Here is a 23,547-nt window from a genome sequence, read left to right as displayed (position 1 = left end):
TAGGGATTAGTCCCCACAGCAAAGTTGGTAGCAGCGCCAAAACTGCCTGTCCCTGTCCCTAATAGCACGCTGACGTTGTTGGAGTTAGCGTTCGCCGCCGCGATGTCGGTTTTGCCATCGCCGTTGAAGTCTCCCACGGTGACGGAAACGGGACTCGTCCCCACCCCAAAGTTGCTGGGAGTGGCGAAGGAGGCAGGGAAAATGCCGGGATAGGCATTGCATACTTCTGGTGAAAATGCAATAGGGCTGGTAATATTTCCTAGTTTGTGTTCTAGGTTCCAGGTTCCGCCTTTGCTGGGGTTCCCGACTGGGTGCGCGGAGGCGGCGATGTTTGCGCCGGTGAGTTGGTGGAGTTGGTGGAGGAAGTTCGGCTGTACCTTGTCGGTTGTCGCGGCGACGTTACAACCATAAATGATGATTTCTGCGTCTTCTGTGAGGCTTTCTCGCCACTGCTGTATCTGCTGAGAATATATAGGTAGAGTTTGACTGTTTAATTCAGTGTTGCCGAGTTGGATGTGACCGGGCGCACCGTGAGATATGATATGGATCGCTGAGTATTGCTTGCCTTTGATGGTTTCGGCGATTTGGGCTACGGCGTTGCGCTTCGGGTCGAGGATGGTGACTTCAATGCCTTTGAGGATGCCGTCGATCAGGGTTTGGCTGTCTGGGATGTCGGAGGTGATGAAGGCGATCGCTCTGGTAATTATTATATGTGGCATTAATATTACTATAGTTAAACTTGAAATAACTTTAGTCGAAAAAATATTAACTGTATATGATCCTGATCACAATTTGTATCTAAAGATAGATGACTTCTAATACAACCCATGACCCATCAGTTTTGAACACGGCCCACGAACACGATATTTTTGGCGATCGCGATTTTCCCACTTGGCTAAGCCAAGAAAAAATCAGCCTCGCTTGCACTACCTATCAAACCAGTAGATTAATGTTCATCGGTGCTCACCCAGAAACCGACAGAATCTCTGGTTTTTGGCGAATATTCGATCGCGCAATGGGGCTTTACTGCACACGCGATCGCATTTACCTCAGTTCCAAATATCAACTCTGGCAATTAGACAATGTGCTAGCTGCGGGAGGGCAACATCAAGGTTACGATCGCTTATACATACCGCGCATTGCTTACACCACGGGCGATATCGACATCCATGATGTAGCTGTAGATAGCAGCGGACAAGTAATTTTTATCAGCACATTACTCAATTGTCTAGCCACAGTGAGTGATCGGCACAGTTGTAAACCTTTATGGAAACCACCCTTTATCTCACAATATATCAACGAAGACCGCTGTCACCTCAACGGTTTGGCAATGGTGGAGGGGAAAGCTAAATATGTGACAGCATCCAGTCAGTCGGATGTTGTGGATGGGTGGCGCGATCGCCGACAAAATGGTGGCATAATCATAGATATAGAATCGAATGAAATTATCGCATCAGGATTGTCAATGCCGCACTCGCCCCGCTGGTATCAAGACAAATTGTGGGTGCTGAATTCTGGTAGGGGAGAATTAGGTTATGTGGATTTAGAAACAGGAAAATTTAATGCGATCGCATTTTGTCCCGGCTATTTACGAGGCTTAGCCTTTTGGGAAAACTGGGCAATAGTTGGATTATCTAAACCCAGAGGTGGCGACAAGACATTTAGCGGCTTAGAATTAGATGAATTGTTAATAAAAAAAGATGCCGAGCCACGCTGTGGTATCATGATAATAGATATTAAAACTGGAACAATAGTTCACTGGGTGCGATTTGAAGGAGTAGTTACAGAACTCTATGATCTGCAAATAATCCCAGAAGTGCAAAGGCCGATGGCTTTAGGTTTTCAGACTGAAGAAATTGCCCAATTAATCACTTTGGAAGTTTAATAGTAGTGATATAAAATCCGGGTTCAACTGATGGCTAAAGCTTATCTTGCTGCTAACCAGACGATTACCAAACCTTTACCTTGGTGGGTTAGAGTGAGATTCGTAGATCTCAGAGTATTGTTTTTTAGCTGGAAATAACGGATATGCCACCAACATCCAAAGCACTTTTAGCGGAAGTCCAGCATAACACGGGAGCGACTCGAAACTTGCATTTTTATGCCAAGGGCGAAACCATTCCTTTGATGCCACAAGGACTTTGGCGCGTTTGTCAAGGTTTAGCACAACTGAGCACGCTTTATCCCACCGGGGAAGAAGGACTTTTGGGTTGGGTTGGGCCTTCGATGTGCTTCGGTTTGTGGTTGACTAATTTGCAGACTTACCGAGCTACGGCGACATCTGATGTTTATTTGATGTGGTATTCTATGGTGGAAATCGAAGCTTCTCCTCAATTGGGTCACGAGTTGCTGCCTCAAATGGTTCGGCGGCTGCGGCAAATGGAATCAATTTTGGCGATCGCCGGACAGCGCCGAGTAGAAGACCGTTTGTATCAGCTTCTGCTATTATTGCAACAGGACTTCGGTCAGCCTGTGGTTGAGGGAACTCGTTTGAGCATCCGCTTAACACATCAAGATATTGCTAATGCTATTTGCACGACGCGGGTAACAGTAACGCGAATGCTGGGAAAATTGCAGCAGCAAGGGTTAATCAGTCGAGATGGCGATCGGCATTTAATACTTAACAAAGATGTTTTTGCCTCTACCTCGGATTTGTTTGGCTGCAATCCTCAAGGAGTGTAGCAATCGACAGGAATTTGCATCTACATAACCCTGTCTAATATTAAAGCGAAATTTCAACTACCTGAGAATTATTTGTGTTGCTCTTGCTCCCGCTATCTAGATCCATAGATTTGTAGCCGGAAAAGATATAATTAAGCGGTGCATCTATTTAGGACAAAACTCAATGGCTAACTCTACTCAAGAAACACCAAAACCAGACAAAAAAGAATTAATTGACATCACAGCTAAACCTCAAGAACAAGAAGAACCGCCAAATAAGGGTGATGGACGGAAATAAATATAGTTTTGGAGGCAGAAACCGGGTTTGATGGACGAAAATCCGGTTTCTAGCTACCCGCGCTTCCAGGAAATAATTTGACAAATTACTCGGCTTGTGTACTGCCGTTGGTCGATCGTAACTTAGGCTTTCCAGGCATCTTTCTGCGTCCCTCCAAAGAAACAACATCAGCCTCAGAACTCTCCCTAGCCACCCGAATCAGCAACCCCGACAACAACAAACTCGCCAACATCGATGAGCCCCCGTAACTAAAAAACGGCAACGGCAAACCCGTAGTCGGCAAAACCCCCGTCGCCACCCCAATATTCAGCAGCGACTGTCCCACCATCACCACCATCACCCCAATCGCCACCAACTGACTCTCAATATTCCGGGCCCTCATCGCCACTCTCAAAGCCACAGTAGCGTAAGCCGCCAACATCAGCAACAGCGAGAAACCTCCCACCAAACCAAACTCCTCAGCAAACACAGCAAAAATAAAATCGCTGTACTGAATCGGCAAATAAAATAACTTTTGCTGCGACATCCCCAAACCAACACCCCAAATCCCTCCAGAACCCACAGCCAGCAGGCTTTGAATCAACTGATAGCCGTCTTGCATCGGATCAGCCCAAGGATTGAGAAAAGACATAATCCGGCGGCGCTGATATTCCCTAAAACTAATACTTAAAACGGCTAAAAGCATACCCCCCACAGCCGTTGCGCCCAACTGCAAGTAAGGTAAGCCCGCCGCCAAAGCCACCAGCCACAAAGTCATCCCGCACAAAGCTGTGGTACTTAAATTCGGCTGCAACAAAATTCCCAACAGCATTGCGCCGAAAATTAACAGCCAACTAAGGCGAACTTTGTTTGTCAATCGGGGCCAGTTGCCGAAAATGCGGGCGCTTTGGAGAACGAAAAATGGTTTAATCAATTCAGAAGGTTGAATAATCGGCACCGGGCCCAAAGATATCCAGCGAGTTGCCCCGTTGACTGTGGTTCCCACTCCCGGAATCAAGGTCAACCAGAGCAATCCCAGCAGCACCAAAATTCCCAACTGAGCTGTTTTCATCAGGTAACGCAGGGGGGAGTACACCATTAAGTTAAAACCTGCCAGCCCGATCGCCACTGCGATTAGTTGCCGCTTAAAATAGTAAAGGCCGTCTCCAAATTCTGAATTTGCGATCGGATAGGAAGCCGAAAACAAAGCTGTCAGCCCTACAAACAGCCACAAAAAAGTCAACCACCTGAGCCACCGGGCCTCAGCGGCCCATTCAGACACGCCGGGGTCAAAAAATGGAATGAAGCGTCGAATGTCATTAGTCATTAGTCAGTTGTCAGTTGTCAGTTGTCAGTTGTCAGTTGTCATTAGTTCTTAGTCTAGTTTGCGATCGCACAGACTGTCAGAAACCTGGTTTTTTCACCCAAATATTTGCTTAAAACCCTCAATCTCGATGAAAAAACCCGGTTTCTTTTAACTGGTTCCAAGGCTCTGTCTGGGAGCCCATATCACTCTTACTCTGCCTCGGCACAGGATTAAGGAGGCTCTTCCTCGCCCATCTGCGTTACTTTCGCTCTTCCTGGTAACGAGTAGAAAAGTCAACCGCTGGGGGAATGGGCTACGAAGTCAACCGGTGCGCAGTGCACACCCTACAAATTACTACATTCTTCCGTCTTCCTTCTTCCTTCTTCCGTCTTCCTTCTTCCTTCTGCTATAAAATCATAACAAACAAAAAAGAGGTCGCGATCGACCTCTTGCCCCTCTATCAATCCATCCTTGGATTTTAAAGTAGACCAGTATTAGCTCCGGGCTTACCAGTAGCCAATTGCACTTTAATAATTCTGCCACCCATTTTCATAATTCTTTGCTGTTCCCGGAACCAGTTGTCATAAGGAACCAGCTTAGTAAAATAGGTATTTTGCAATTCGCGCTGAGTGCGGATGCGAGTTTGGCTGGGGACGCAAGCAGTCACTTTAAACATTCTCATGGGAAACAAACTCCTGAGTAGGTTTACAGATATTTAGATGGATTTTTTAAAGATTGAAGTCAGGGAGTTAGGAGTCAAAACTAGCTCGTTAAAACTCGTCGGGCTTTCTCGACTGGCCTTTGACGGTCTAGCAATCACTCTCAACTTCCCTGACTTCTTTGAAAGCTAAAGGTAACAAGTCCAAAGTTAAAAGTTTACAGTTAAAAGTTAAAAGTTTATAGTTAAAAGTTAAAAGTTAAAAGTTAAAAGAGGCAAGAAATAAATCTTTTTCCTTCTTCCTTCTTCCTTCTTCCTTCTTCCTTCTTCCTTCTTCCTTCTTCCTTTTTCCTTCTTCCTTCTTCCTTTTTCCTTCTTCCTTCTTCCTTCGATTTAGCTCAAGCCAGAGCAGATGTAGTCGAAATAGACGCCCATTTCTTTACCAGCGTCAGAACCGACCAAACCGGCGGTGACTTCTTTCATTGCTTGGATTGCTTGTACGGTAGAACCGATGGGCACGCCCAAGGAATTGTAGGTTTCTTTCAAACCGTTGAGCACGCGCTCATCGAGGATGGAAGGGTCGCCAGCTAGCATGGCGTAGGTGGCGTAGCGCAAGTAGTAGTCCAAGTCGCGGATGCAAGCTGCATAACGACGAGTGGTGTACATATTGCCGCCGGGACGAGTTACGTCTGAGTACAACAGAGACTTAGCAACTGCTTCTTTGACGATTGTGGCTGCATTGGCGCTGATGGCGGTAGCGGCGCGGACGCGCAGTTCACCAGAAGCGAAGTAGTTCTTAAGCTTGTCTAATGCGCTGATGTCGAGGTACTTACCTTGAACGTCAGAGGAATTGATTACGGCGGTAATTGCGTCTTGCATGGTTGTCTTGTTTCCTAGAAAGTGGCTGAGTCAGTCCAATTTTGGAGCGAAAATTTGAGATTTGGGATTTGGGATTTGAGATTTACAAGTAGTTGATTATCTGCAAAAGCTGTTGGCTTGTTGTCAGCAACCTTCGATTGTTCAATCAAAAATCTATCATCAAAAACCTAAATTCCTTACTGCATCGCACCGATAACGTAGTCGAAGTAAGAGGAAGCTTCGGAAGCATCTTCTCCAGACAGCAACGAAGAAGCTGCATTCTTCATAGCGCGGACGCCTTCGGCGACGGCTGCAATCGGGGTTCCGAGAGAGTTGTACATTTCGCGGACGCCGACAATACCGATTTCTTCGATCGGAGTAATGTCGCCAGCTACGATTCCGTAGGTGATCAAACGCAGGTAGTAGTCCAAGTCGCGCAAGCAAGTTGCGGTCATTTCTTCGCCGTAAGCGTTGCCGCCGGGAGAAACAACATCAGGGCGCTTTTGGAAAAGTTGGTCGCCTGCTGTTTTGACGATACGTTCGCGGGATTCGCTCAAAATTTGGGCGATGCGGACGCGGCGTTCACCAGAGGTGACGAAGCTCTTGATCCGATCTAATTCGCCTGGGCTCAGGTAGCGAGCTTCAGCGTCTGCGTTGACGATTGATTTGGTGACGATACTCATCTTGTGTGTACCCGCTGGATATTTTGCTATACGAACTGCTCTGCGTTGAACTAGGACGTTCGGGCGCTTTCATCCCGTACCTTTCGCTTTGCTGTTGGCAGGAGCTTTGACGGGGAAGGGCGGACTTTCCACAGCCAGCAACTGTTGAAGTTGTTGACGGGTGTCTGCCTTCGTTTGACGACGCTGGTTCTTCACGCCGGTGCGCTTTTTGATGCCCGCACTAAGCCTGTCGCTTAGAATACCACAAATGATTGATGCGATCTTTAATCTACGATCGAGATTGCAGCAGATTCTTAAGTGGCGATCGAGTGACTGTCCGGCAGTTAGTCAGGATATTGCTTCTCTGACACAACTACCTCTCGCAAGTATTTTGAGGCATTATGTTCACATTCTGAGTGTTACTGTAATAGTTTGTAACATTCCTTTTCATATTCGGGCCCAAGCTGGGGTCTAATCGGTGCAAATTTGACAGTAAAAAAAATCGCTAAAATTAACTTGCAGCAGTAGTTACAGGCGATTCCCTCCGGGATAGCTTCGCTCGCGCGTCCTTTGAGCAATTTGTGACGGGAAGTGGCGCGAGGCTCAATAGACTTGTCTCTCAAAGGCAGGTGCGGGAGACAGAGGCCAGAGGTGCGGGAGACGGAGGGGCGACAGGTGCGGATCGGAAATGGTAAGTTTCGAGCTTGTAGCTAAATTCGAGTCCGACTTTGAACCAGGTGCGCCGTGAAAAGAAATCTATCAGCCCTTAAAAAAGCTTTGCAGTTTGGGATTAGCGGTGCTGTCGGCGGTTTTGCCGGCAATCTCATCACCGAACCTTTCATGCAGCGGCTCAATGATTCACAATCTGTTTTTGACAGTGTATTGTCCACAAGTCGCTGGTTTGGATTAGTAGGCGGTGGCATTGCTACTGCGATCATGTTTGGCTACTATTACTATATCAAAGGCAAGCCCCAAATTAAACAATCTTTAAAAAATGGCGGGTTGTCTGGTGTAATCGCCGGGGCAATTTCTGGAGCGATCGCCGAAGGTGTTTTCAGCGGGATTGGCGACGGCGAAAACGAGATATTGCGAGTGATTTGCTGGGGCATAGCCGGCAGTTTGTTAGGATTTGGACTTTCCAAACGAATTCCCAATTTAGGAGCGCTGCGTGGCTTGGGTGGCGTTTTGGGCGGTTGTTTGTTTATTCTGTTTGCTTATAGTTTATCTGGGACGGCGGGCCGTTTAGTTGGCTGTAGTGCGATCGGCTTTTGGATTGGCATTATGCTAGTTGTCGCCGAAACTTTGTTTAACAAAGCTTGGCTGGTAATTAGTTACGATTCGGGAGCAAATCGCACTCTGACTATTGGTGCAGAACCGGTGACTTTTGGGAGTGATGAAAATTTGTCAATTATCTATATTCCTGATGTTTCGCCCTTAGCAATGCGGTTTCAATTGGAGGCTGGTCAAATTGTTTGCGAGAATGTTGATAGCGGGGCGGTGAGTTATTTGCGATCGGGCGACCAAAAGAGAATCGGTAATTGTACAATTACAGTTGGAAACTCTGATTTGCCCGCTGCAACTTCTGCTCAGGTTTCGCCTAGTATTATATCACAAAAATCCTCAGAAGATTCTTTTTCCAGCCATCAATTTTCTCTGAAATTACGAAGTCGAGTGATTCCTCTGAGTGCGGGTACTCAGCTATTCACCGCTGACATCCCGACTTTAACAGCTATGGCATCTAACGGTGTTGTAGCTACGGTGATTTCTCGATCGCGAAACGAGCTATCCTTGGGATTGACCAATTTGGGCGATCGGGCTTGGTGGGCCACAGACATTCAAGGCGAAATAAAAATGATTGAACCTGAAAGCACCCTAACTTTAGCCTTGGGAACTAAAATCGAATTCGGTGAAATCGAGGGCGAGATTGTCAGAAGCTAAATCATGAGTTGGTTCATAGTGCGGACTTTAGTCCGCATCCAAATTAGCGGACTAAAGTCCGCACTACAAACTTTTTTGACTTTTAATAAATCAAATCGCCGCTCGTAAATTCAAGCAGAACTGCCGCTAACACCAGTAATAACAGCCGCACCAATCAAATGAGCCAAACGCAAAGCTTCAGGAACTTTACCAGTATCAGTTAAACGCTGGAGAACCAGTGCAATTACTTCCGGTTGTTCGCCGCAGACTTGAAAGAAGAAAGGTTCAAAAGCGTGAATTTTCCCAGCGCGGCGCAACAATTCTAAACGGTATTCCGAGTCTGGTAAATGGCGTAGAGCTTTTTCGACAGCAGCTAAATCTGGTTGGCGGCGCATGACAGCAACGCACGGAATTTGCAGCCGCGATGCTAACTCCCGAAGGTCAATAATATTGAAGCCGCCGACAGCAATTCCGTCTAGCAAAACGAGATGCAATTGCGGCAGAAATTTGCCTCCGAGCAGTAGCCCAGAAATAGTGTCAGTGGCATCTAATCCGTCTGGGAGGACTTGTCCCCAGACCATTCCTTCAAATCGAGTGTTCCCGCAGACTATGCCCGCGATCGACACGAGACTGTCGCTGGTACGAGAAAAGGGTGCGTCATCAAAGCCGATAACCTTAATTGTGCGATCGAGTCTGAGCAATTCTGCCAGTTGCAAATTTCGGAGTTCCCTAAACTAAAAATTTTGAGATTAATTTGAATTTTATATATTATCATAAATATTAAAGGCTTGATTGCGAAAAAGGTTTTAAATACTTGACCAAAAAATACGTAGCAGCGATCGACCAAGGAACCACCAGCACCAGGTTTATGGTATTCGATCGCCTGGGAAAGATAATTTGCCGCAACCAACAAGAACATCAACAGATTTATCCACAACCGGGATGGGTTGAGCACAATGCCGAAGAAATTTGGCAGCGCACCCAAAGTGTCATTAAAAACGCCCTGGAAATTGGCAATATAGACCCGAAAGATATTGCGGCCCTAGGCATTACCAACCAGCGCGAAACAGCAATTGTTTGGAACAAAAACACGGGCAAATCCTACGGTAATGCGATTGTGTGGCAAGATACTCGCACTCACCAAATTTGTACTAGCTTAGCACAAGTTGACGGCAAAGATCGATTTCGATCGCGCTGCGGTTTGCCGCTAGCAACTTATTTTAGCGGGCCGAAAGTTAAGTGGATGCTGGACAATATCGCAGGATTGCGGGAAGCGGCAAATCGAGGCGAGGCGATTTTTGGCAATGTCGATTCTTTTCTAATTTGGCATCTGACTGGCGGCGCACACATTACCGATGTTACCAATGCCAGCCGCACAATGCTGATGGATTTGCAAACCCTGGATTGGGATGCTGAAACTTTGGAAATAATGGGAATTCCCCGCCGGATGCTGCCAGAGATTTGCCCTTCGAGTCACATTTTTGGCACTGCAAAAGGATTGTTAGATGGTGTTCCGATTGCTGCTGCTTTGGGCGATCAGCAGGCGGCTCTGGTTGGGCAAACTTGTTTCAATGTTGGGGAGGCGAAAAATACTTACGGTACGGGCTGTTTTATGCTGCTGAATACCGGTGAGGCGATCGTCCCTTCAAAGCAAGGATTACTAACAACAGTCGCCTACAAGATGGGAGAATCGCCCGCTGTGTATGCTCTTGAAGGCAGTATTGCGATCGCCGGAGCATTAGTACAGTGGCTGCGGGACAATTTGGGCATCATCAACACATCTGCGGAAGTAGAAACATTAGCAAATACAGTCGAAGACAGCGGCGGAGTTTACATTGTGCCGGCTTTTTCTGGACTCTACGCGCCCTATTGGCAAGATAGCGCCAGGGGAGTAATTGCAGGTTTAACTCGCTACGCGACTAAGGCACACATTGCCCGCGCAGTATTGGAAGCGACAGCGTGGCAAACGCGGGAAGTATTGGATGCGATGAATCAGGATTCGGGTGTGCAGCTTTTGTCTTTAAAAGTAGATGGTGGGATGGTAGGAAATAGCACGCTGATGCAGTTTCAGAGCGATGTTTTGGGAGTGCCTGTGGTGCGGCCTGTGGTAGCGGAAACTACTGCACTGGGGGCGGCTTATGCGGCTGGTTTGGCGGTGGGTTTTTGGAGTAAGCTAGCCGAATTGCGGGATAATTGGGCGGTGGATTGTATTTGGGAGCCCCAAATGCCGATCGCACTTCGGGAGCAAAAATATCGCTTTTGGAAAAAAGCAGTTACCCGCACCTTCGACTGGGAAGAATGAATATAAAGGATTCAGGGGCGGGCTAGGAGCAACGCCCCACAAGTAGAATAAAAATTCACTTGTGGAACGGGCATCTTGCCTGTTGCAGTATTGTAAAGCCTTCCGGGGCGGGCTAGGAGCAACGCCCCACAAATAGAATAAAAATTCACTTGTGGAACAGGCATCTTGCCTGTTCCAATATTGTATTTAGTGCTATCATCAAATGCAGCACTATTTTTTAATCTGCAAATAAATGATTTTACTAAATAAATTAAAAAAAATCCTCACCGTCACTTTATTAATACTGACACTGGCATTTGCAGAAGTTGCCACTAATTCCCAAATTGCGGTCGCAGATACAGCAACAACTCCCGAAACCGCAACCCCAGCCGAAGTCTTCAGCACCAACTGTGCAGGCTGCCACATCAACGGTGGCAACATTATCAGGCGCGGCAAAAACTTAAAAGAAAAAGCCTTAAAAAAATACGGCATGGACTCCATCGCCAATATTTCCAACCTAGTAACCAACGGTAAAGGAATTATGCCCGCTTACAAATCTCGTTTGTCAGAACAACAAATTATCGATGTTTCAGCCTACGTGCTATCCCAAGCCGAAACCGATTGGAAATAGAACCTCGGTATATTATTTACGACTTAGGCCATCTTACCACAGACATCAGATATGTCTTTACCGCAGGTTGAAGCGCGAACAGGGTTTCACTTTCTGCTGGGACTGTTTCAATTAGCGATCGCCTTAAAAGCGATTCCAACGTCTTAAAAAAATCTGAGTCCCGATCTTGCTGAATATCTGAACACAATTTTTCAATATCAACAGGCTTAACTTCTTTCGCCATGCAGTGTAATAGCTGGATTTCTAAGGATGATAAGCGATTAAACTGCCGAGATAACGTATCGCTATAATCTCCCAGAAATAGCCCATTTCTTAAAAAGTTAGCAATGCTTCCCCCAAACATATCGTTAATAGTTGTTGTTACTATTTTTAACGCTAAAGGATTGCCGCTGTAAGCCTCTATCAGTTCGGAGTATTCACCTTCTTCAGACAAACCCTTATTTTTAATGATTTCCACAGCAGCTTCTCCCAAACTGCCCAATTTTAATGACCGTACAGATTGATTTTGACCTTCTAACGCTGCAATTTCTTTAGGTTTTTCGCAGCTAGTCAACAGCAAGCAACTTTGATGCTGCGATTTTGCTACTTGTTTCAGCAATTCCCCATACACTTGATATCCTTCTCGATAATTTCCTGTTAACTGCTCAGTGCTGAAAACAGCTTCCCACTCATCTAAAATTATCAGGCATCGACGCTTTTGTAAACAATGAATCAGCCGCTGGATACCATCAGCGATGATTGTCTGTTCTATTGCATTTGTGGAAGCAATTAGGTTGTCTAGGTAAAATTCAATGTGCGATCGCTCACGGAGAGCGATCGCAGCTTGAAAAAATATTTCTTTAGACTGACTAATTAATCCCAATCTCTCTAAATCGATTGGGGGGTTATTTGATAAAAATTCGATTAAATTTACCAGAGTATGTGCCAACAGAGGTGCATGACTGAGGTTGAGCCAAATCAATCTGTCAAACTGGTGTTTAATCATATTGCTCAGCTTAGATACTAAAGCAGTTTTGCCAATGCCGCCCATACCCAATATAGCAACTAAACGACAGTTTTCTTGTAAAATCCATTGCTCTAAGTTAGCAAGTTCTGTTGTGCGCCCGTAGAAAATAGACGTATCAGCCAACATCCCCGATTCAGTTTGATTTTCGATGGAAGTTTCGGGAGTTTGGATATAATTTATCAATGTAGAATGCAAAGTTTCTACATTCCCCTTTTGTTTATAACCAAATATTTCTAGGATACTGGGGATTTCTTTCCAATCTTTCGGTTGTTGCAGCGTTAAAACTTCTATGTAGCGATACAGCCCTCTCGATAAGTCTACTCTAATACCGGCGCATTCGCGATGGAGTGCGGCGGCAATTTGCGGCGGACTATAATTGCAAAGTAATCCTCGCAGGTAAGTTTTTTCTAAAGGAGTGAGTCGCTGCTTTGTACTGCTAGCGTACTCTTGCTTGGCTGCTGTCAAGTCTGCATATAACTGTTCGAGATTCCAGCAAGCCGCAGCCTCTATAAACTTCTGTTCTGGTATTTGTAAGGGTTTATTTGGAGGTGTCATGTATATTCATAAGCAGAAGCACACTCATAATTATTTATGATTTTACCAGATTAAGTATCTAACTTATTAAGTATTTTTACTGGCTTATGAGGATATTTTAGATACGTTATAAAATTTATTGTAAATAAAGCCTATCCCTGTGTTGGTGTACTTGTCATAAGAATACCTAATAAAAATACTAATAGCTGTTAGGTAACTTATCAGTCTTGAGTGTTTTATAAATGTAGAAGGCAGTATTTTATAACACCTGCTATCAAAAAAGTTAAAAGGACAGCTTAAATGGCATCAGTTCAAGTGACCAATCAGTTAACTACAACTGACAAGAGTATCCCGACTCCTAATTCGGGCGATGGTCCTGCAAGAACTCGCGCTAAAGATTACATCTTAGAGGTAGAGTTAGTTAATCAGCCTATATCAATTGATCTTTTTAAAGATCTAAGCACTAGCTATGACCCTTACGTGCAAGTCTTTCAAATACCCAAAGGCAACACGGGTGCGAATGTCGCTGATACGAGTGGTCTTCTTGTTGCTCAGGCTGATGATGGCAACGGTCTCAACTCAAAAATACCGAGTTTTAGCGCCCAATACTCTAATGGTGCTACTTCGCTTACAAGTGTGCCTGGTGTGGACTATGTAGTCCGCGTGACTAGCTTGAATACGTTAAACGAACTTCCTCAGCCTTTCACATTACAGGTTTCAACTGACAGGGGCAATGTCACTTTGAAAGACGCCCTAACAGGTGCGCCTGTAAATCAAGGAGGCAGTAGTGGCATTCCCGTCGCGCGTTTCTTTGACAAGACGGCAGGAGGGCACTTTTATACTACAGACCCGATCGAGAAAAGTGACCGACTAACCAACCCTGCTCGTTTCCAGAGTGAAGGCGATGAATTTATTGCTCCAAACGGCGGTAACGCAAAGGTTGAACGCTTCTTGAATACGGCATCAGGAACTTATTTCTTTACGAATAAACCTGGTGAGATAAGCTTTGTTCGCACCTTACCCCAGTTCCGCGATCAGGGGGAGGTTTTCAATTCATATAGCACGGCTGTTCCGGGTGCGATACCCGTCTATCGTTTTACCAACCTCGCGAGGGAACGGGAAAATCCGCTAAATATTACACACTTTTTTACCGCAAGCGCAAGCCAGCGGCTGGCGGTACAGGGGAGGTCAGATTTCCGGGATGAGGGAGTTGCTTTTTATGCTCTTCCTTCCCCCTAAGCAGGCAGTTGGATTATAGGTTTAAAATGAGTAGTAGGGTGCGCCGTACCCTACTTTTTTATGTATCAAACTTCTGGGTAACAAGCGATATTTTGGTCATCCTATGAACAGTCTCAGTGCAAAACCTTCCTTTTTCAAGGCTTTAACAATCATTAGCTTATGCTTGTCTCTAATCTTAGCTGTCAGCCCGGCCGCTTTCGCCTCGATTCACAAATACCCAGAAACAGCAGACAAAGTAATGTTTCGATCCGTACAAAGCCTGCGCGATACTGATGAGAAAGCGTGGCAAGTTGTTTTGTACAAGCGAGTAAAGTCGGGAGTAGTAAACTCTTTTAATCTGAGATTGGTAGGGTTTCCCGGAACTGAATTGGAGCACCCTGTCCCGCTGAAGGTGGCTGCGGGAAGTCGCGAAATTGGCAAAGCAAATGATATTTGGAGCGAGTCAGATTTGCCGATTAATGTCGGAGAATATGATTTTAAATCAATCATTACACAAGTCGAAAGTAATCAGCCTTTGCGGTTGAACTTGCCTGTGAAAGGTGAAAAAAAAGCTGCGTTGCTGGTTCCTCCCTTTGCTGTCAGAGAATGGCGACTGTTGTTGGAAACTAAGTAATGCCTGTTGCAATAAATTTTGCTACATTTTCTGATTTGATATCAATTTTAACAATTAAATTATTCCTAAGCAGGGCAAGGGATTGCCATTTTTTTTCAAAGTAGCGCGCATTATTTATGTGTAGCGTTAGTTTAAAGAAAACTTGTGAAATCATCAGTTCGATCGCATTATTGAGTAAAAATTGATACAATTTACCAGTGACAAATCGATCGCTCAAAATATACCTTAAGATAGATTTGACCTATTTGAAGCGCGATCGCGAAACAAACTAAAATCAGAGTTAGTCTGGTGACAGAACTCCATTGTTTACGTGCGTGCCATCAGGGTGAATCTACTATGACTTTAATCAGTACCATTGTCGGGAAAGCGTTGAAAACAGGTTATTTAACGGTTGAGGCAGAAGAACTGTTGCGACAGCAGTTGCAGATGACTAAGTACGGTTTAGAAGATTTTGAGGCTTTTATTACCTTGCAAAAAGAGGTGATGGAGGGTAGGGTAAGACATCAGGCTTTGGAATTGTTGCGAAGTAGCAGGTGTTCTGCGACTACTTGAATTTGTTGGATAAATTGGATAAAAAATCCAGCATCTTCTGTTTTTATCCCTAACAGTTCGCGACATTAAGACCAAAAAAACCGGGTTTTTTATCCTTACTCTGGGTGAAAACGCGCCTTTTCGTAAAAGAACCCGGTTTATGACCGCCTTTGCGTCCAAGACTACCTAATTAGAAAATCTCGCGCACGGCAGAACTTGACAAAAATACCCAAATCAACAATAATTGTAGATTGTCTGTCTAAATCCTGCTCGGATCAGGTCGAGACATTCCAAAAGCTGGAGAGCAGTCAGCCGTCAAAAGTCCATAACTGATGACCAATGACTAACCAGCTACCTGTACGGCAAACCCAACGACTATCCCATGACCTACGCAATTATTGAGACCGGCGGCAAGCAATTTCGGGTAGAACCAGGCCGCTTCTACGACATCGAACTGCTTCACGTGGAAGCTGAATCACAAGTCATCATTGACAAAGTATTTCTGGTACAGCACGAAGACGATGTTCATATCGGCCAGCCTTTACTAGAAAATGCCACTGTAGAAGGAACCGTGCTGCGGCATTTCCGGGGCCGCAAAGTCCTCGTCTACAAGATGAAGCCGAAAAAGAAAACTCGGAAGAAAAAAGGACACCGCCAAGAAACAACTCGGTTTATGATTGACTCTATTACAGTCAATGGTGTTGTTTTGGCATCGAGAGATTTAACTCAAGAAGTTGTTGAAGCTCCCCAAACCGGCGAAATTGAATCAGAATAAACAATAGTAAATAAAGTTGAGGACATTATGGCCCACAAGAAAGGTACAGGTAGTACACGTAACGGACGCGATTCTAATTCTCAGCGTCTTGGTGTCAAAAAGTACGGCGGTCAAGTTGTCAGAGCTGGCAACATTTTGATTCGTCAACGCGGCACTAAGGTTCACCCCGGTAATAATGTTGGTATCGGCAGAGATGATACTTTGTTTGCCATGATTGATGGTGTGGTGACTTTTGAAAGAAAGGGCAAAACTCGCAAGAAACTCAGTGTTTATCCTGTGGTTGCAACTGTGGTTGCACCTGTGGCTGAAGCTGTCGCAGTTTAATTTTTATGCGTTCCTGGGTTTTGCCTGGGAACGCATATAATTGGGGATATGTTTCCTGATTTCATATCTCAATATACCCATATCCTCGACTTCTTAAAGAAGTCGGGGATGTCATGTTTGGTAGATAATTTTTGTGAGAAATTCGGAATGATTTAACCGCAGAGACCGCAGAGGCCGCAGAGGAAGAGAAGAGAGAGATGAATCATTTGGATGCCAAGGGATTTGGTATGATTCGCTCGCTTTGTGGCTAGCCTCCTCCGACGATTGTGACAACTTCTAGGATGTCGCCATCTTTTATTTGTGTGGTTTCCCAAAATTGTTTGTGCAGGATTTCGCCGTTGTATTCGACAGCTATTAAGCGCGGGTTTAATCCTAGTTGTTCTAGTAATTTTGGTAACGGTGTGTCGATCGCACAATTGCGTTTTTCTCCGTTAACTTGCAGCGCAATTTGATTTGTCATTATTCAAATATTATCAGTTTTTAGAGCTAACTAGGTACAATAATTATATTTCAATACGCTTGAAATGAAAAGACTCGCCGGTTTCAACCGCCAGAAAGTCAGACAAAACCCGAACTCAGACGGGTTATATCGGTATACGAAACCCGCCCGAAAAATCGCTAATCAACTGAGCTAATAAACTTAGCTTTTCCCCTGCAAAGCTTTCTGAGCTTTGAGACTCTGCATCCGAATCAACTGCGAGATGAAAAACTGGGTGACTAAAGTAGGCTGTTCTGCTTCCATGATCGATCGCACTACGGCAACTCTTTGAGCTCCAGCATTCAATACTTGATCGAGGTTGTTGATATCAATTGAGCCGATCGCAAACCAAGGAACAGGCGACTTATCAGCAGCATACCGCACATAGTCCAAACCCGCCGCTTGTTTATCGGGTTTAGTAGGAGTAGAGTAAACCGGCCCAACTCCAATATAGTCGGCTCCGGCATCAATAGCTCGCTGCATTTCCTCGCCATTCGTAGTCGAACAGCCGATAATCCGTCCTGGGCCGAGCAACTTGCGCGCTTCGGCTACAGGCAAATCTTGCTGTCCTAAGTGTACGCCGTCCGCATCCACTGCGATCGCCAAATCCACGCGATCGTTCACAATCAACAAAGCATCGTAGCGGTGACAAAGTTGGCTCATCTGCCGCGCATTGGCCAACCTTACCCCATCGTCGGAGGTTTTGTCGCGGTACTGCACCAAAGTCACTCCACCTTGCAAAGCAGCTTCCACGACTTGTAACAAATTGTCTCTGGGCGAAGTTACCAGATATAAGTGCGATCGAAGTAACTGCTGGTAGCGCCGATAAGCCAGCAAATCGCTTTCGAGAGTATACACCCGATAGCGCATCTGCTTAAAAGCCTTGCCCATATTGCGATCGTAAACTTTGCCGTACTCTTCCAGTACCCGCAGAGCTTCTTCCACCCGACAAAAATTCGCCTCCAGTAGCTGCTGAATGCTCGATCGCTGCTCTTCCTGCGGGTGAGTCAACTCCGTCCCCGGATCTGCCGGCGTATCCCTAGCACTGCGTAATTCTGCCGTGTGCCAAGCCGCCAATTCCTGACGCAATTGCTTGCATACGAGGGCCTTTTCGGCGTTGTTAAGACCAAACCTGCACCATTCTTCAATAATTCTCAACCCTTCGCGCGATCGATCTAGATTTGCATCTAAAATCCGGCAGAGGGCCGGCTGTGCCGGTAAAGTTCTGTTTTGTTTCTCGGTCATTCAGAACCACCTTAATTAAAATTAATCCTACCTGTCAAACTGCTACATTGTCCCACGCCGTCAAGATTGTAGTAAAGTGCGATCGACCTAATTTTGGCATCAACCGCTCTAAATTTGACAAATTTTTAAGTTTTATTGAATTTCAGGAAAACAAAGCATAATAGATCAAACTTGATCAAAGTGGAATCGTTAAACTGCATACCACACTTCGGAGGAGAGCCGTGAGGTTAGCAGAGCACAAAAGATTAACAGCAGAAAACCCCAGCAGGTGGGTGAAATTAAAATGCGATCGCAAAAATCCGACACGAAACACGGGATGCGAAATTTGGCTCAAAGATAAATTGTGTTTTTTTATGATCCTAAATTCAAAACAGAGCGAGTGCAAAAAAAGTCGTAGCTTGCGGGGCGGAACGCCATCGCCAAGGAAAGCTTTAAGTTCTTGCTTGCTGCTCGTCTTTGCCAGCACGGCTTTTTATAGCCCTCAAGCCTCAGTTATCGCTGCGGGTATCCCCTCCGTGCAGCTACTTTCTCAAGCGCCAGAGAGCGACATTAACATACTCTATGTGAGTTCCCACGGCGGTAGCGACACAGGAGGTAATGGGAGCGATCGAGCGCCATTCAAAACCCTCACCTACGCCTTAAGCGTAGCCCCGCCCAAAACAGCAATTTTACTAGCGCCCGGTACTTACAGCGCTCAAAGCGGCGAAAAATTTCCATTAATGCTCAGGCCCAGTGTGACTGTTCAAGGAAATCCCAGCACTCGTGGCCAGAATATTGTGATCAAAGGCGGAGGAGAATTCCTCAGTCCGACTTCAGCGGGTCAAAATATCGCGATTTTAGGCGCAGACGGGGCGGGACTCAGCGGGGTGACGGTGACAAATACCAACTATCGCGGTTACGCTTTGTGGATCGAATCGAGTTCTCCGACAATTGTCAACAATACTTTTTCGGGGAGCACTCACGACGGAATTTCGGTAGTGGGAACTGGAAGGCCGACGATTGGCGGGAATTTTTTCTCGAAAAATGGAGCTAACGGGATGACGATTTTTGGTAGTTCCCGCCCGGAAGTTCGAGATAATGTGTTTGAAAACACGGGATTTGGGATAAATGTAGCGCAGAACGCTTCGCCTTTGTTGATCGGTAACAAAATTACTCGCAATAAGGACGGCGTGGTGGTGCAAGCTGATGCTAGACCGGTGCTGCGTAACAATTATATCGAGAGTAATCAGCGGGATGGAATTGTGGCGATTACTAGAGCTCTGCCGGATTTGGGAACTGCGGCGGAACCGGGGGGAAATGTGATTCGTAATAATGGTCAATATGATGTGAATAATGCGGCGAAAGGTCAAGTAATCCCGGCTTACGGTAATCAATTGTTGAGCAACCGGACGACTGGATCCGTTGATGTGGCTGGAACTTTTAGCCCGCCGCAGGCCATTGCGGGAAGTGCTTTACAGCTAAATGTCGATCGACCTTCGAGTATCGGTGGCCCAGAAACTTCTCTCCCTGCTTACACTCCTGGGCGGCTAACTCCCAGAGTTGAAAGAGCGCCAATTGCGCCACCAGCGCCCGTTTCCAGGCGACCTGTGCAAAATCGACTTGCACCGCAAAATGTTCAGTTGCAGCCTCTGCTGGCTCCGAGGAGTGTCGCTGCTTCACCGGAAGTCCCAGGGGCGATCGCAATTCCCGTACCAGATCCAGATGCTCGCTCCGTTCGGGAAAGTTCGGTACAGCAACCCATGATTCCGCCCAATTTTGATAGTTCGAGTTCGGTTTCTTCCGAGGGTAAATTGCCGGTTCCGAGCCGCAACATTCCTCTAGGAAGGGGCGGCTATGTACCTGCTGTTTTAGGGGGTAATTCTGTAGCAGGTTCGGAGAATTCGCCGTCATTCGATCGAGCTATTGCTTTGGGTTTCCGGTATCGAGTTGTGGTGGATGCCAATAGTTCGGGCGATCGACAAAAAATGCTATCCTTGGTTCCCGATGCTTTTCGGACTTTTACCAACGGGCGACAGGTGATCCAAGCCGGTGCTTTTCGGGAGCGCGAAAAAGCTGACGAATTGCTCCAAATTCTCACCGTTAACGGTTTGAATGCTCGGATTGAAGATATCAAATGAATATAGATCAGACGGCGGTTGAAACCGCGTCTACACAAACGAATTCCGCCTCCGCGGAATGAATATAGATCAGACGGCGGTTGAAACCGCGTCTACACAAACGAATTCCGCCTCCGCGGAATGAATATAGATCAGACGGCGGTTGAAACCGCGTCTACACAAACGAATTCCGCCTCCGCGGAATGAAGAAAATAATGCGGTTTCAACCGCTCTTCAACCCGCGGAGGCGGGTTTTGTCTGTGTAGACGCGGTTTAAACCGCCCTTCTGTCAACAGTCAATAGTCAATCACCGCAGCAGAGCTTCCCACGTAGCACGGCCGACAATGCCGTCTGCTGGTAGTTGATATTGTCGCTGAGCAGCCTTGACAGCAGCTTCAGTTTCCGGGCCGAACACGCCGTCAGCACTAGCGCGCAAAAAGCCCTTCGCCCGCAGTCGTTCTTGCAAATCTCTGACTGCGGGCCCGCGCATTCTTCTTCTCAAAACCGGAAAATTGGTGGGCTGCGGTTGTGGGTTAATTTCTGAGTTTTGTGCCGTTTCAGGATTGTTGGCGATCGGGCTTTCGATCGCCCCAGGAGTCGCAGGAAACAGTCGGTTCCAAGTATCTTGACCGACAATACCGTCTGGGGCGATGCCTGCTGCTTGCTGGAACTGAGACACAGCTTTAGCGGTGCTTTGCGAGAAAATCCCGTCTACACTGTCAGGGTAAAATCCCAACAACTGAAGAGCAGCTTGAAGTTCGCGCACTTCCGAGCCGCGGCTGCCTAATTTGATGGCCGGACGGACGATCGCACCTGTTTGGGCTGTTTGGGCGATCGGGCTATTATTGTTACCGGGTTCGGAGGTAGGCATTTGTGCAGCAGCAGGAGTAGAGGCGATCGAACTTATTGCCAAAAAACCGCACAAACCCCAGCCTAGGGGCCAACTCAGAACCTCACGGGCTTTATTCCAGCTTGCTGTCAGGTTTCGGGACATGGAAAATTCGACCTCTGCACAACTCTTGGCGATCGTACATCAAATTGGGGAAGAAGTTCGGCAACGGATTTTGTAACGGATTTAAGGGATGTTCATCGCAGAATTGCCAATCTCCCACTCTCCCCCTCTCCCAATCTCCCACTCTCCCAATCTCCCCCTCTCCCACTCCCTCCGATCAAAAAATTAATCCCCTGAAATAGCTGCAATTGGCAAAAAAACTGCTAGATTGCCGTAGAGCAAAGATTAAACAGCGTTCATTGGGCTTTCTTCAACACCATGACCGAATCCAGCATCCCCACCAGAACCGCCAGCCAAATAGACATCGGCAACGTCAACATCGGCAACTTCCAAGTCGGCAGCATCAGCGGCAATAAATACAACGACTTCAACGCCAACGGGCGCCCCGATGGCGGTGATGTGCCAATTCCTAACTGGCAAATCTACCTCGACCTCAACAATAACGATCGATTTGACTTTAATGAACCTTCCACCCTCACCAACGCCCAAGGCAACTACACCTTCGTCAACCTGCCGCCTGGGACTTACCAAGTTAGGGAAGTCCAGCAGCCGAACTTTCGCCAAACTACGCCAAATCCCGCACCCATCACGATTAACAGCGGGACAAATGCTGGCAATATCAATTTTGGCAACAACTTTAACGCCGGGACGATCGCAGGCACTAAATTCAACGACATCAACAGCAACGGCAGCCAAGACTTGGGCGAACCACCCCTAGCTAACTGGCAAATTTACCTCGATCTCAACCGCAACAACAGGCTCGACGGCGGCGAACCTTCTACTATTACAAACTTTCAAGGCAATTACGCTTTTGTCAATGTTCCCGCAGACAGATATTTGGTGAGAGAAGTCCAGCAACCGGGTTTTCGGCAAACTACGCCTGACCCAGGCCCGATTAACGTTACTTCCAACGCCAATATCAACAACGTCAATTTTGGCAATGTCTTTTTTGTCGGCAGCATTAGCGGTCTCAAGTACAATGACCTCAATGCCAACAGCGTCCGAGATGCGACAGATCCGCCTCTGCCCAACTGGCAAGTTTACCTCGACCTTAATGGCAACAACAGCCTCGATCCGGGCGAACCGAATACCATCACTAACCCGCAAGGCGACTACACTTTTGCCAATGTTTCCCCCGGCCGCTATTTGGTGAGGGAAGTTCAGCAACCGGGATGGGCTCAGACTACGCCAAATCCAGGGGCGATCGACATTACGGGCAACACTAACGCTGTCGGCATCAATTTCGGCAACAATTTCCCCACCGGTAGCATCAGCGGCTTCAAGTTCAACGACCTCAACGCTAACGGTATCAACGAACCGACGGAACCGAGAGTTGCCAACTGGCCGATTTACATCGACCTCAACAACAACAACGCCCGCGATCCCAACGAACCTTCGACTTTAACCAACCCCCAAGGCAATTTCTCTTTTATCAACTTGCCCCAAGGCACCTATTTCGTCAGGGAAGTCCCGCAGCCCGGTTTCCGACAAACCACGCCCAATCCGACTCCGATCGCCGTGAGTAACGGCACAAATGCCACTAATCTCAGCTTTGGCAACGTGTTGGTGACGGGTACGATCAGCGGTGTCAAATTTAACGATTTTAATGCCAACGGTCGCCTAGATGCCGGGGAACCGCCGATCGCCAATACCCAAATTTACATCGACCTGAATAACAACAGCAGTCTAGATTCGGGCGAAGCGAACACATTCAGCGACAGTCAGGGCAATTACAGTTTCCGCAATGTTCCGGTAGGTAGTTACGTCATCAGGGAAGTTCCGCGGCCGGGTTTCATTCAAACGACTCCGCCTGCGGTGGTTGTTGTCTCGGCGGATATTCGGGCCAGCAGCATCGATTTGCTGACGGGAGAGGCTGATGGTCGATCGGCTAAATCCTTAAATGGCGGCCCGCTGACGGATACTAGCTATGTGGGCGAACCTGTCAGCAATATTGCGGTCGATAGCTTGCTTTCGAGTCAGAGTCGTGATATTTATCCAGTTAGTGATTTTTTGGTCGATCGACCAGCGGCGAATTTAGGCAATCTTCCTAACTTTGGGCAACAGAATGTCGGTCTGGATCCAAATACACAAGTCTATCAATTTGTCAACAAAAATGAATTAATTAATTGGGGTCTCCGAAACCCTTTCGTGTCGGTGGGTGTGAGAGATTTGTCGGTGATGCAAGGGTGACAAAAAGCTCGATCGCCCGGAATCCCAAACTGCATAAAAATCAGGAAGAGATTAAAGGGCGATCGCGTGATACCCTATTCTTGGCAACCTCCAACACTCAAGCTTAAGTTCCGGGAGTCCCGAAGCTGGCTTGTATATTGGGTGCAATATTTATGAGGCTGTATCATCGATCGCGAGTCAGTAACTCAGGGCTAAAGCCACTGAGCTTGTAAGAGAAATCAAGCAAGCTGTACTGACCAGCCTAAGTCTTAAC

The 23,547-nt window shown here is 46.7% G+C and carries 26 protein-coding genes; 14 read left to right on the top strand and 12 right to left on the bottom strand.

Features of this window, described 5'->3' with window-relative positions:
- On the bottom strand, positions 1-719 hold a 719-nt coding region (locus QUB52_RS24755; RefSeq protein ID WP_332976295.1), incomplete at its 3' end, for a DUF4347 domain-containing protein.
- A gap of 89 nt (positions 720-808) precedes the next feature.
- On the opposite strand from QUB52_RS24755, the gene QUB52_RS24750 reads away from it, so the two are divergent.
- Both QUB52_RS24750 and QUB52_RS24745 read left to right on the top strand, forming a co-directional pair.
- Complete coding sequence (locus tag QUB52_RS24750; RefSeq protein ID WP_332975032.1) at positions 809-1,885, top strand: TIGR03032 family protein; 1,077 nt, start codon at positions 809-811, stop codon at positions 1,883-1,885.
- A 143-nt stretch (positions 1,886-2,028) separates the two neighbouring features.
- Positions 2,029-2,682, top strand: a complete 654-nt coding sequence (locus QUB52_RS24745) for a Crp/Fnr family transcriptional regulator (protein WP_332975033.1) — start codon at positions 2,029-2,031, stop codon at positions 2,680-2,682.
- A gap of 362 nt (positions 2,683-3,044) precedes the next feature.
- On the opposite strand, the gene QUB52_RS24740 is transcribed toward QUB52_RS24745, so the two are convergent.
- A complete protein-coding gene (locus QUB52_RS24740; RefSeq protein WP_265234276.1) occupies positions 3,045-4,265 on the bottom strand; it encodes an FtsW/RodA/SpoVE family cell cycle protein in 1,221 nt (406 codons plus the stop codon).
- Between the two features lie 457 nt (positions 4,266-4,722).
- Positions 4,723-4,926 carry a phycobilisome linker polypeptide gene (locus QUB52_RS24735; RefSeq protein WP_006634929.1) on the bottom strand — a complete coding sequence of 68 codons (204 nt, stop codon included), beginning with the start codon at positions 4,924-4,926 and terminating at the stop codon, positions 4,723-4,725.
- Positions 4,927-4,963: 37 nt separating this feature from the next.
- Between QUB52_RS24735 and QUB52_RS24730 the strand changes: the two genes are divergently transcribed.
- On the top strand, positions 4,964-5,095 hold the full coding sequence (locus QUB52_RS24730) for a hypothetical protein (RefSeq protein WP_265234274.1): 132 nt from the start codon (positions 4,964-4,966) through the stop codon (positions 5,093-5,095).
- Between the two features lie 200 nt (positions 5,096-5,295).
- Here the strand turns inward: QUB52_RS24730 and apcB are convergent, their stop codons facing one another.
- From apcB to QUB52_RS24715, 3 genes are all read right to left on the bottom strand, one after another.
- Positions 5,296-5,781: an allophycocyanin subunit beta gene (gene apcB / locus QUB52_RS24725; RefSeq protein ID WP_006634930.1), complete on the bottom strand. Its 486-nt coding sequence runs from the start codon at positions 5,779-5,781 to the stop codon at positions 5,296-5,298.
- A gap of 176 nt (positions 5,782-5,957) precedes the next feature.
- On the bottom strand, positions 5,958-6,443 hold the full coding sequence (apcA, locus tag QUB52_RS24720) for an allophycocyanin subunit alpha (protein WP_265234273.1): 486 nt from the start codon (positions 6,441-6,443) through the stop codon (positions 5,958-5,960).
- Between the two features lie 69 nt (positions 6,444-6,512).
- Positions 6,513-6,638, bottom strand: coding sequence for a hypothetical protein (locus QUB52_RS24715; protein ID WP_265234272.1), 126 nt, complete (start codon positions 6,636-6,638; stop codon positions 6,513-6,515).
- A gap of 52 nt (positions 6,639-6,690) precedes the next feature.
- On the opposite strand from QUB52_RS24715, the gene QUB52_RS24710 reads away from it, so the two are divergent.
- On the top strand, positions 6,691-6,897 hold the full coding sequence (locus tag QUB52_RS24710) for a hypothetical protein (RefSeq protein WP_265234271.1): 207 nt from the start codon (positions 6,691-6,693) through the stop codon (positions 6,895-6,897).
- Between the two features lie 269 nt (positions 6,898-7,166).
- Entirely contained in the window at positions 7,167-8,360 is a 1,194-nt protein-coding gene (locus tag QUB52_RS24705; protein ID WP_332975035.1) for a hypothetical protein, read from the top strand.
- A gap of 110 nt (positions 8,361-8,470) precedes the next feature.
- On the opposite strand, the gene QUB52_RS24700 is transcribed toward QUB52_RS24705, so the two are convergent.
- Positions 8,471-9,055 (bottom strand): endonuclease dU, encoded by a 585-nt coding sequence (locus QUB52_RS24700; protein ID WP_332975037.1) that lies wholly within the window; start codon positions 9,053-9,055, stop codon positions 8,471-8,473.
- Positions 9,056-9,153: 98 nt separating this feature from the next.
- On the opposite strand from QUB52_RS24700, the gene glpK reads away from it, so the two are divergent.
- Both glpK and QUB52_RS24690 read left to right on the top strand, forming a co-directional pair.
- Complete coding sequence (glpK, locus tag QUB52_RS24695) at positions 9,154-10,641, top strand: glycerol kinase GlpK (protein WP_332975038.1); 1,488 nt, start codon at positions 9,154-9,156, stop codon at positions 10,639-10,641.
- Between the two features lie 232 nt (positions 10,642-10,873).
- A complete protein-coding gene (locus QUB52_RS24690; RefSeq protein ID WP_332975039.1) occupies positions 10,874-11,251 on the top strand; it encodes a c-type cytochrome in 378 nt (125 codons plus the stop codon).
- A 16-nt stretch (positions 11,252-11,267) separates the two neighbouring features.
- Here the strand turns inward: QUB52_RS24690 and QUB52_RS24685 are convergent, their stop codons facing one another.
- On the bottom strand, positions 11,268-12,812 hold the full coding sequence (locus QUB52_RS24685) for an NB-ARC domain-containing protein (RefSeq protein WP_332975040.1): 1,545 nt from the start codon (positions 12,810-12,812) through the stop codon (positions 11,268-11,270).
- 279 nt (positions 12,813-13,091) lie between these two features.
- On the opposite strand from QUB52_RS24685, the gene QUB52_RS24680 reads away from it, so the two are divergent.
- A complete protein-coding gene (locus tag QUB52_RS24680; RefSeq protein WP_265234265.1) occupies positions 13,092-14,030 on the top strand; it encodes a hypothetical protein in 939 nt (312 codons plus the stop codon).
- 103 nt (positions 14,031-14,133) lie between these two features.
- On the top strand, positions 14,134-14,643 hold the full coding sequence (locus QUB52_RS24675) for a DUF3122 domain-containing protein (RefSeq protein ID WP_332975042.1): 510 nt from the start codon (positions 14,134-14,136) through the stop codon (positions 14,641-14,643).
- On the opposite strand, the gene QUB52_RS24670 is transcribed toward QUB52_RS24675, so the two are convergent.
- Positions 14,636-14,860, bottom strand: coding sequence for a hypothetical protein (locus tag QUB52_RS24670; RefSeq protein WP_332975044.1), 225 nt, complete (start codon positions 14,858-14,860; stop codon positions 14,636-14,638). The genes QUB52_RS24675 and QUB52_RS24670 overlap by 8 nt on opposite strands.
- Positions 14,861-14,979: 119 nt before the next feature.
- Between QUB52_RS24670 and QUB52_RS24665 the strand changes: the two genes are divergently transcribed.
- The 3 genes from QUB52_RS24665 to rpmA all read left to right on the top strand — a co-directional run bounded on the left by QUB52_RS24665 (position 14,980) and on the right by rpmA (position 16,273).
- Positions 14,980-15,195, top strand: coding sequence for a hypothetical protein (locus QUB52_RS24665; protein ID WP_332967693.1), 216 nt, complete (start codon positions 14,980-14,982; stop codon positions 15,193-15,195).
- A gap of 361 nt (positions 15,196-15,556) precedes the next feature.
- The gene (rplU, locus tag QUB52_RS24660; RefSeq protein ID WP_332967692.1) at positions 15,557-15,949 is read left to right on the top strand and encodes a 50S ribosomal protein L21; all 393 of its coding nucleotides are present in this window, start codon (positions 15,557-15,559) and stop codon (positions 15,947-15,949) included.
- A gap of 27 nt (positions 15,950-15,976) precedes the next feature.
- Positions 15,977-16,273, top strand: coding sequence for a 50S ribosomal protein L27 (gene rpmA / locus QUB52_RS24655; protein WP_106147021.1), 297 nt, complete (start codon positions 15,977-15,979; stop codon positions 16,271-16,273).
- Between the two features lie 247 nt (positions 16,274-16,520).
- Here the strand turns inward: rpmA and thiS are convergent, their stop codons facing one another.
- Together thiS and QUB52_RS24645 are read right to left on the bottom strand one after the other, a co-directional pair.
- A complete protein-coding gene (gene thiS / locus QUB52_RS24650) occupies positions 16,521-16,733 on the bottom strand; it encodes a sulfur carrier protein ThiS (protein WP_332975045.1) in 213 nt (70 codons plus the stop codon).
- Positions 16,734-16,913: 180 nt separating this feature from the next.
- The gene (locus tag QUB52_RS24645) at positions 16,914-17,996 is read right to left on the bottom strand and encodes a thiamine phosphate synthase (protein ID WP_332975046.1); all 1,083 of its coding nucleotides are present in this window, start codon (positions 17,994-17,996) and stop codon (positions 16,914-16,916) included.
- A 221-nt stretch (positions 17,997-18,217) separates the two neighbouring features.
- On the opposite strand from QUB52_RS24645, the gene QUB52_RS24640 reads away from it, so the two are divergent.
- A complete protein-coding gene (locus tag QUB52_RS24640; RefSeq protein ID WP_332975047.1) occupies positions 18,218-20,113 on the top strand; it encodes a DUF1565 domain-containing protein in 1,896 nt (631 codons plus the stop codon).
- 286 nt (positions 20,114-20,399) lie between these two features.
- On the opposite strand, the gene QUB52_RS24635 is transcribed toward QUB52_RS24640, so the two are convergent.
- Positions 20,400-21,086, bottom strand: a complete 687-nt coding sequence (locus QUB52_RS24635) for a peptidoglycan-binding domain-containing protein (protein ID WP_332975048.1) — start codon at positions 21,084-21,086, stop codon at positions 20,400-20,402.
- Positions 21,087-21,362: 276 nt separating this feature from the next.
- Between QUB52_RS24635 and QUB52_RS24630 the strand changes: the two genes are divergently transcribed.
- Positions 21,363-23,294 carry an SdrD B-like domain-containing protein gene (locus tag QUB52_RS24630; protein ID WP_332975049.1) on the top strand — a complete coding sequence of 644 codons (1,932 nt, stop codon included), beginning with the start codon at positions 21,363-21,365 and terminating at the stop codon, positions 23,292-23,294.
- The last annotated feature ends 253 nt before the right edge of the window (positions 23,295-23,547 follow it).

It is taken from the genome of Microcoleus sp. A6-C6 (assembly GCF_036705955.1).
In the GTDB taxonomy this organism is placed as follows: Bacteria; Cyanobacteriota; Cyanobacteriia; order Cyanobacteriales; family Microcoleaceae; genus Microcoleus.
The sequence above is the reverse complement of the archived record's forward strand: the minus strand, read 5'-3'. Positions and strand labels throughout refer to the sequence as shown.

What these genes read in the sequence shown, in the direction of transcription:
- thiS (WP_332975045.1), bottom strand. Translation starts at nt 16,733, where the DNA reads ATGACAAATCAAATTGCGCTGCAAGTTAACGGAGAAAAACGCAATTGT.
- QUB52_RS24630 (WP_332975049.1), top strand. Translation starts at nt 21,363, where the DNA reads ATGACCGAATCCAGCATCCCCACCAGAACCGCCAGCCAAATAGACATC.
- QUB52_RS24745 (WP_332975033.1), top strand. Translation starts at nt 2,029, where the DNA reads ATGCCACCAACATCCAAAGCACTTTTAGCGGAAGTCCAGCATAACACG.
- QUB52_RS24730 (WP_265234274.1), top strand. Translation starts at nt 4,964, where the DNA reads ATGGATTTTTTAAAGATTGAAGTCAGGGAGTTAGGAGTCAAAACTAGC.
- apcB (WP_006634930.1), bottom strand. Translation starts at nt 5,781, where the DNA reads ATGCAAGACGCAATTACCGCCGTAATCAATTCCTCTGACGTTCAAGGT.
- QUB52_RS24710 (WP_265234271.1), top strand. Translation starts at nt 6,691, where the DNA reads ATGATTGATGCGATCTTTAATCTACGATCGAGATTGCAGCAGATTCTT.
- QUB52_RS24750 (WP_332975032.1), top strand. Translation starts at nt 809, where the DNA reads ATGACTTCTAATACAACCCATGACCCATCAGTTTTGAACACGGCCCAC.
- QUB52_RS24685 (WP_332975040.1), bottom strand. Translation starts at nt 12,812, where the DNA reads ATGACACCTCCAAATAAACCCTTACAAATACCAGAACAGAAGTTTATA.
- QUB52_RS24740 (WP_265234276.1), bottom strand. Translation starts at nt 4,265, where the DNA reads ATGACTAATGACATTCGACGCTTCATTCCATTTTTTGACCCCGGCGTG.
- rpmA (WP_106147021.1), top strand. Translation starts at nt 15,977, where the DNA reads ATGGCCCACAAGAAAGGTACAGGTAGTACACGTAACGGACGCGATTCT.
- QUB52_RS24735 (WP_006634929.1), bottom strand. Translation starts at nt 4,926, where the DNA reads ATGAGAATGTTTAAAGTGACTGCTTGCGTCCCCAGCCAAACTCGCATC.
- QUB52_RS24665 (WP_332967693.1), top strand. Translation starts at nt 14,980, where the DNA reads ATGACTTTAATCAGTACCATTGTCGGGAAAGCGTTGAAAACAGGTTAT.
- QUB52_RS24680 (WP_265234265.1), top strand. Translation starts at nt 13,092, where the DNA reads ATGGCATCAGTTCAAGTGACCAATCAGTTAACTACAACTGACAAGAGT.
- rplU (WP_332967692.1), top strand. Translation starts at nt 15,557, where the DNA reads ATGACCTACGCAATTATTGAGACCGGCGGCAAGCAATTTCGGGTAGAA.
- QUB52_RS24645 (WP_332975046.1), bottom strand. Translation starts at nt 17,996, where the DNA reads ATGACCGAGAAACAAAACAGAACTTTACCGGCACAGCCGGCCCTCTGC.
- QUB52_RS24690 (WP_332975039.1), top strand. Translation starts at nt 10,874, where the DNA reads ATGATTTTACTAAATAAATTAAAAAAAATCCTCACCGTCACTTTATTA.
- QUB52_RS24675 (WP_332975042.1), top strand. Translation starts at nt 14,134, where the DNA reads ATGAACAGTCTCAGTGCAAAACCTTCCTTTTTCAAGGCTTTAACAATC.
- QUB52_RS24635 (WP_332975048.1), bottom strand. Translation starts at nt 21,086, where the DNA reads ATGTCCCGAAACCTGACAGCAAGCTGGAATAAAGCCCGTGAGGTTCTG.
- apcA (WP_265234273.1), bottom strand. Translation starts at nt 6,443, where the DNA reads ATGAGTATCGTCACCAAATCAATCGTCAACGCAGACGCTGAAGCTCGC.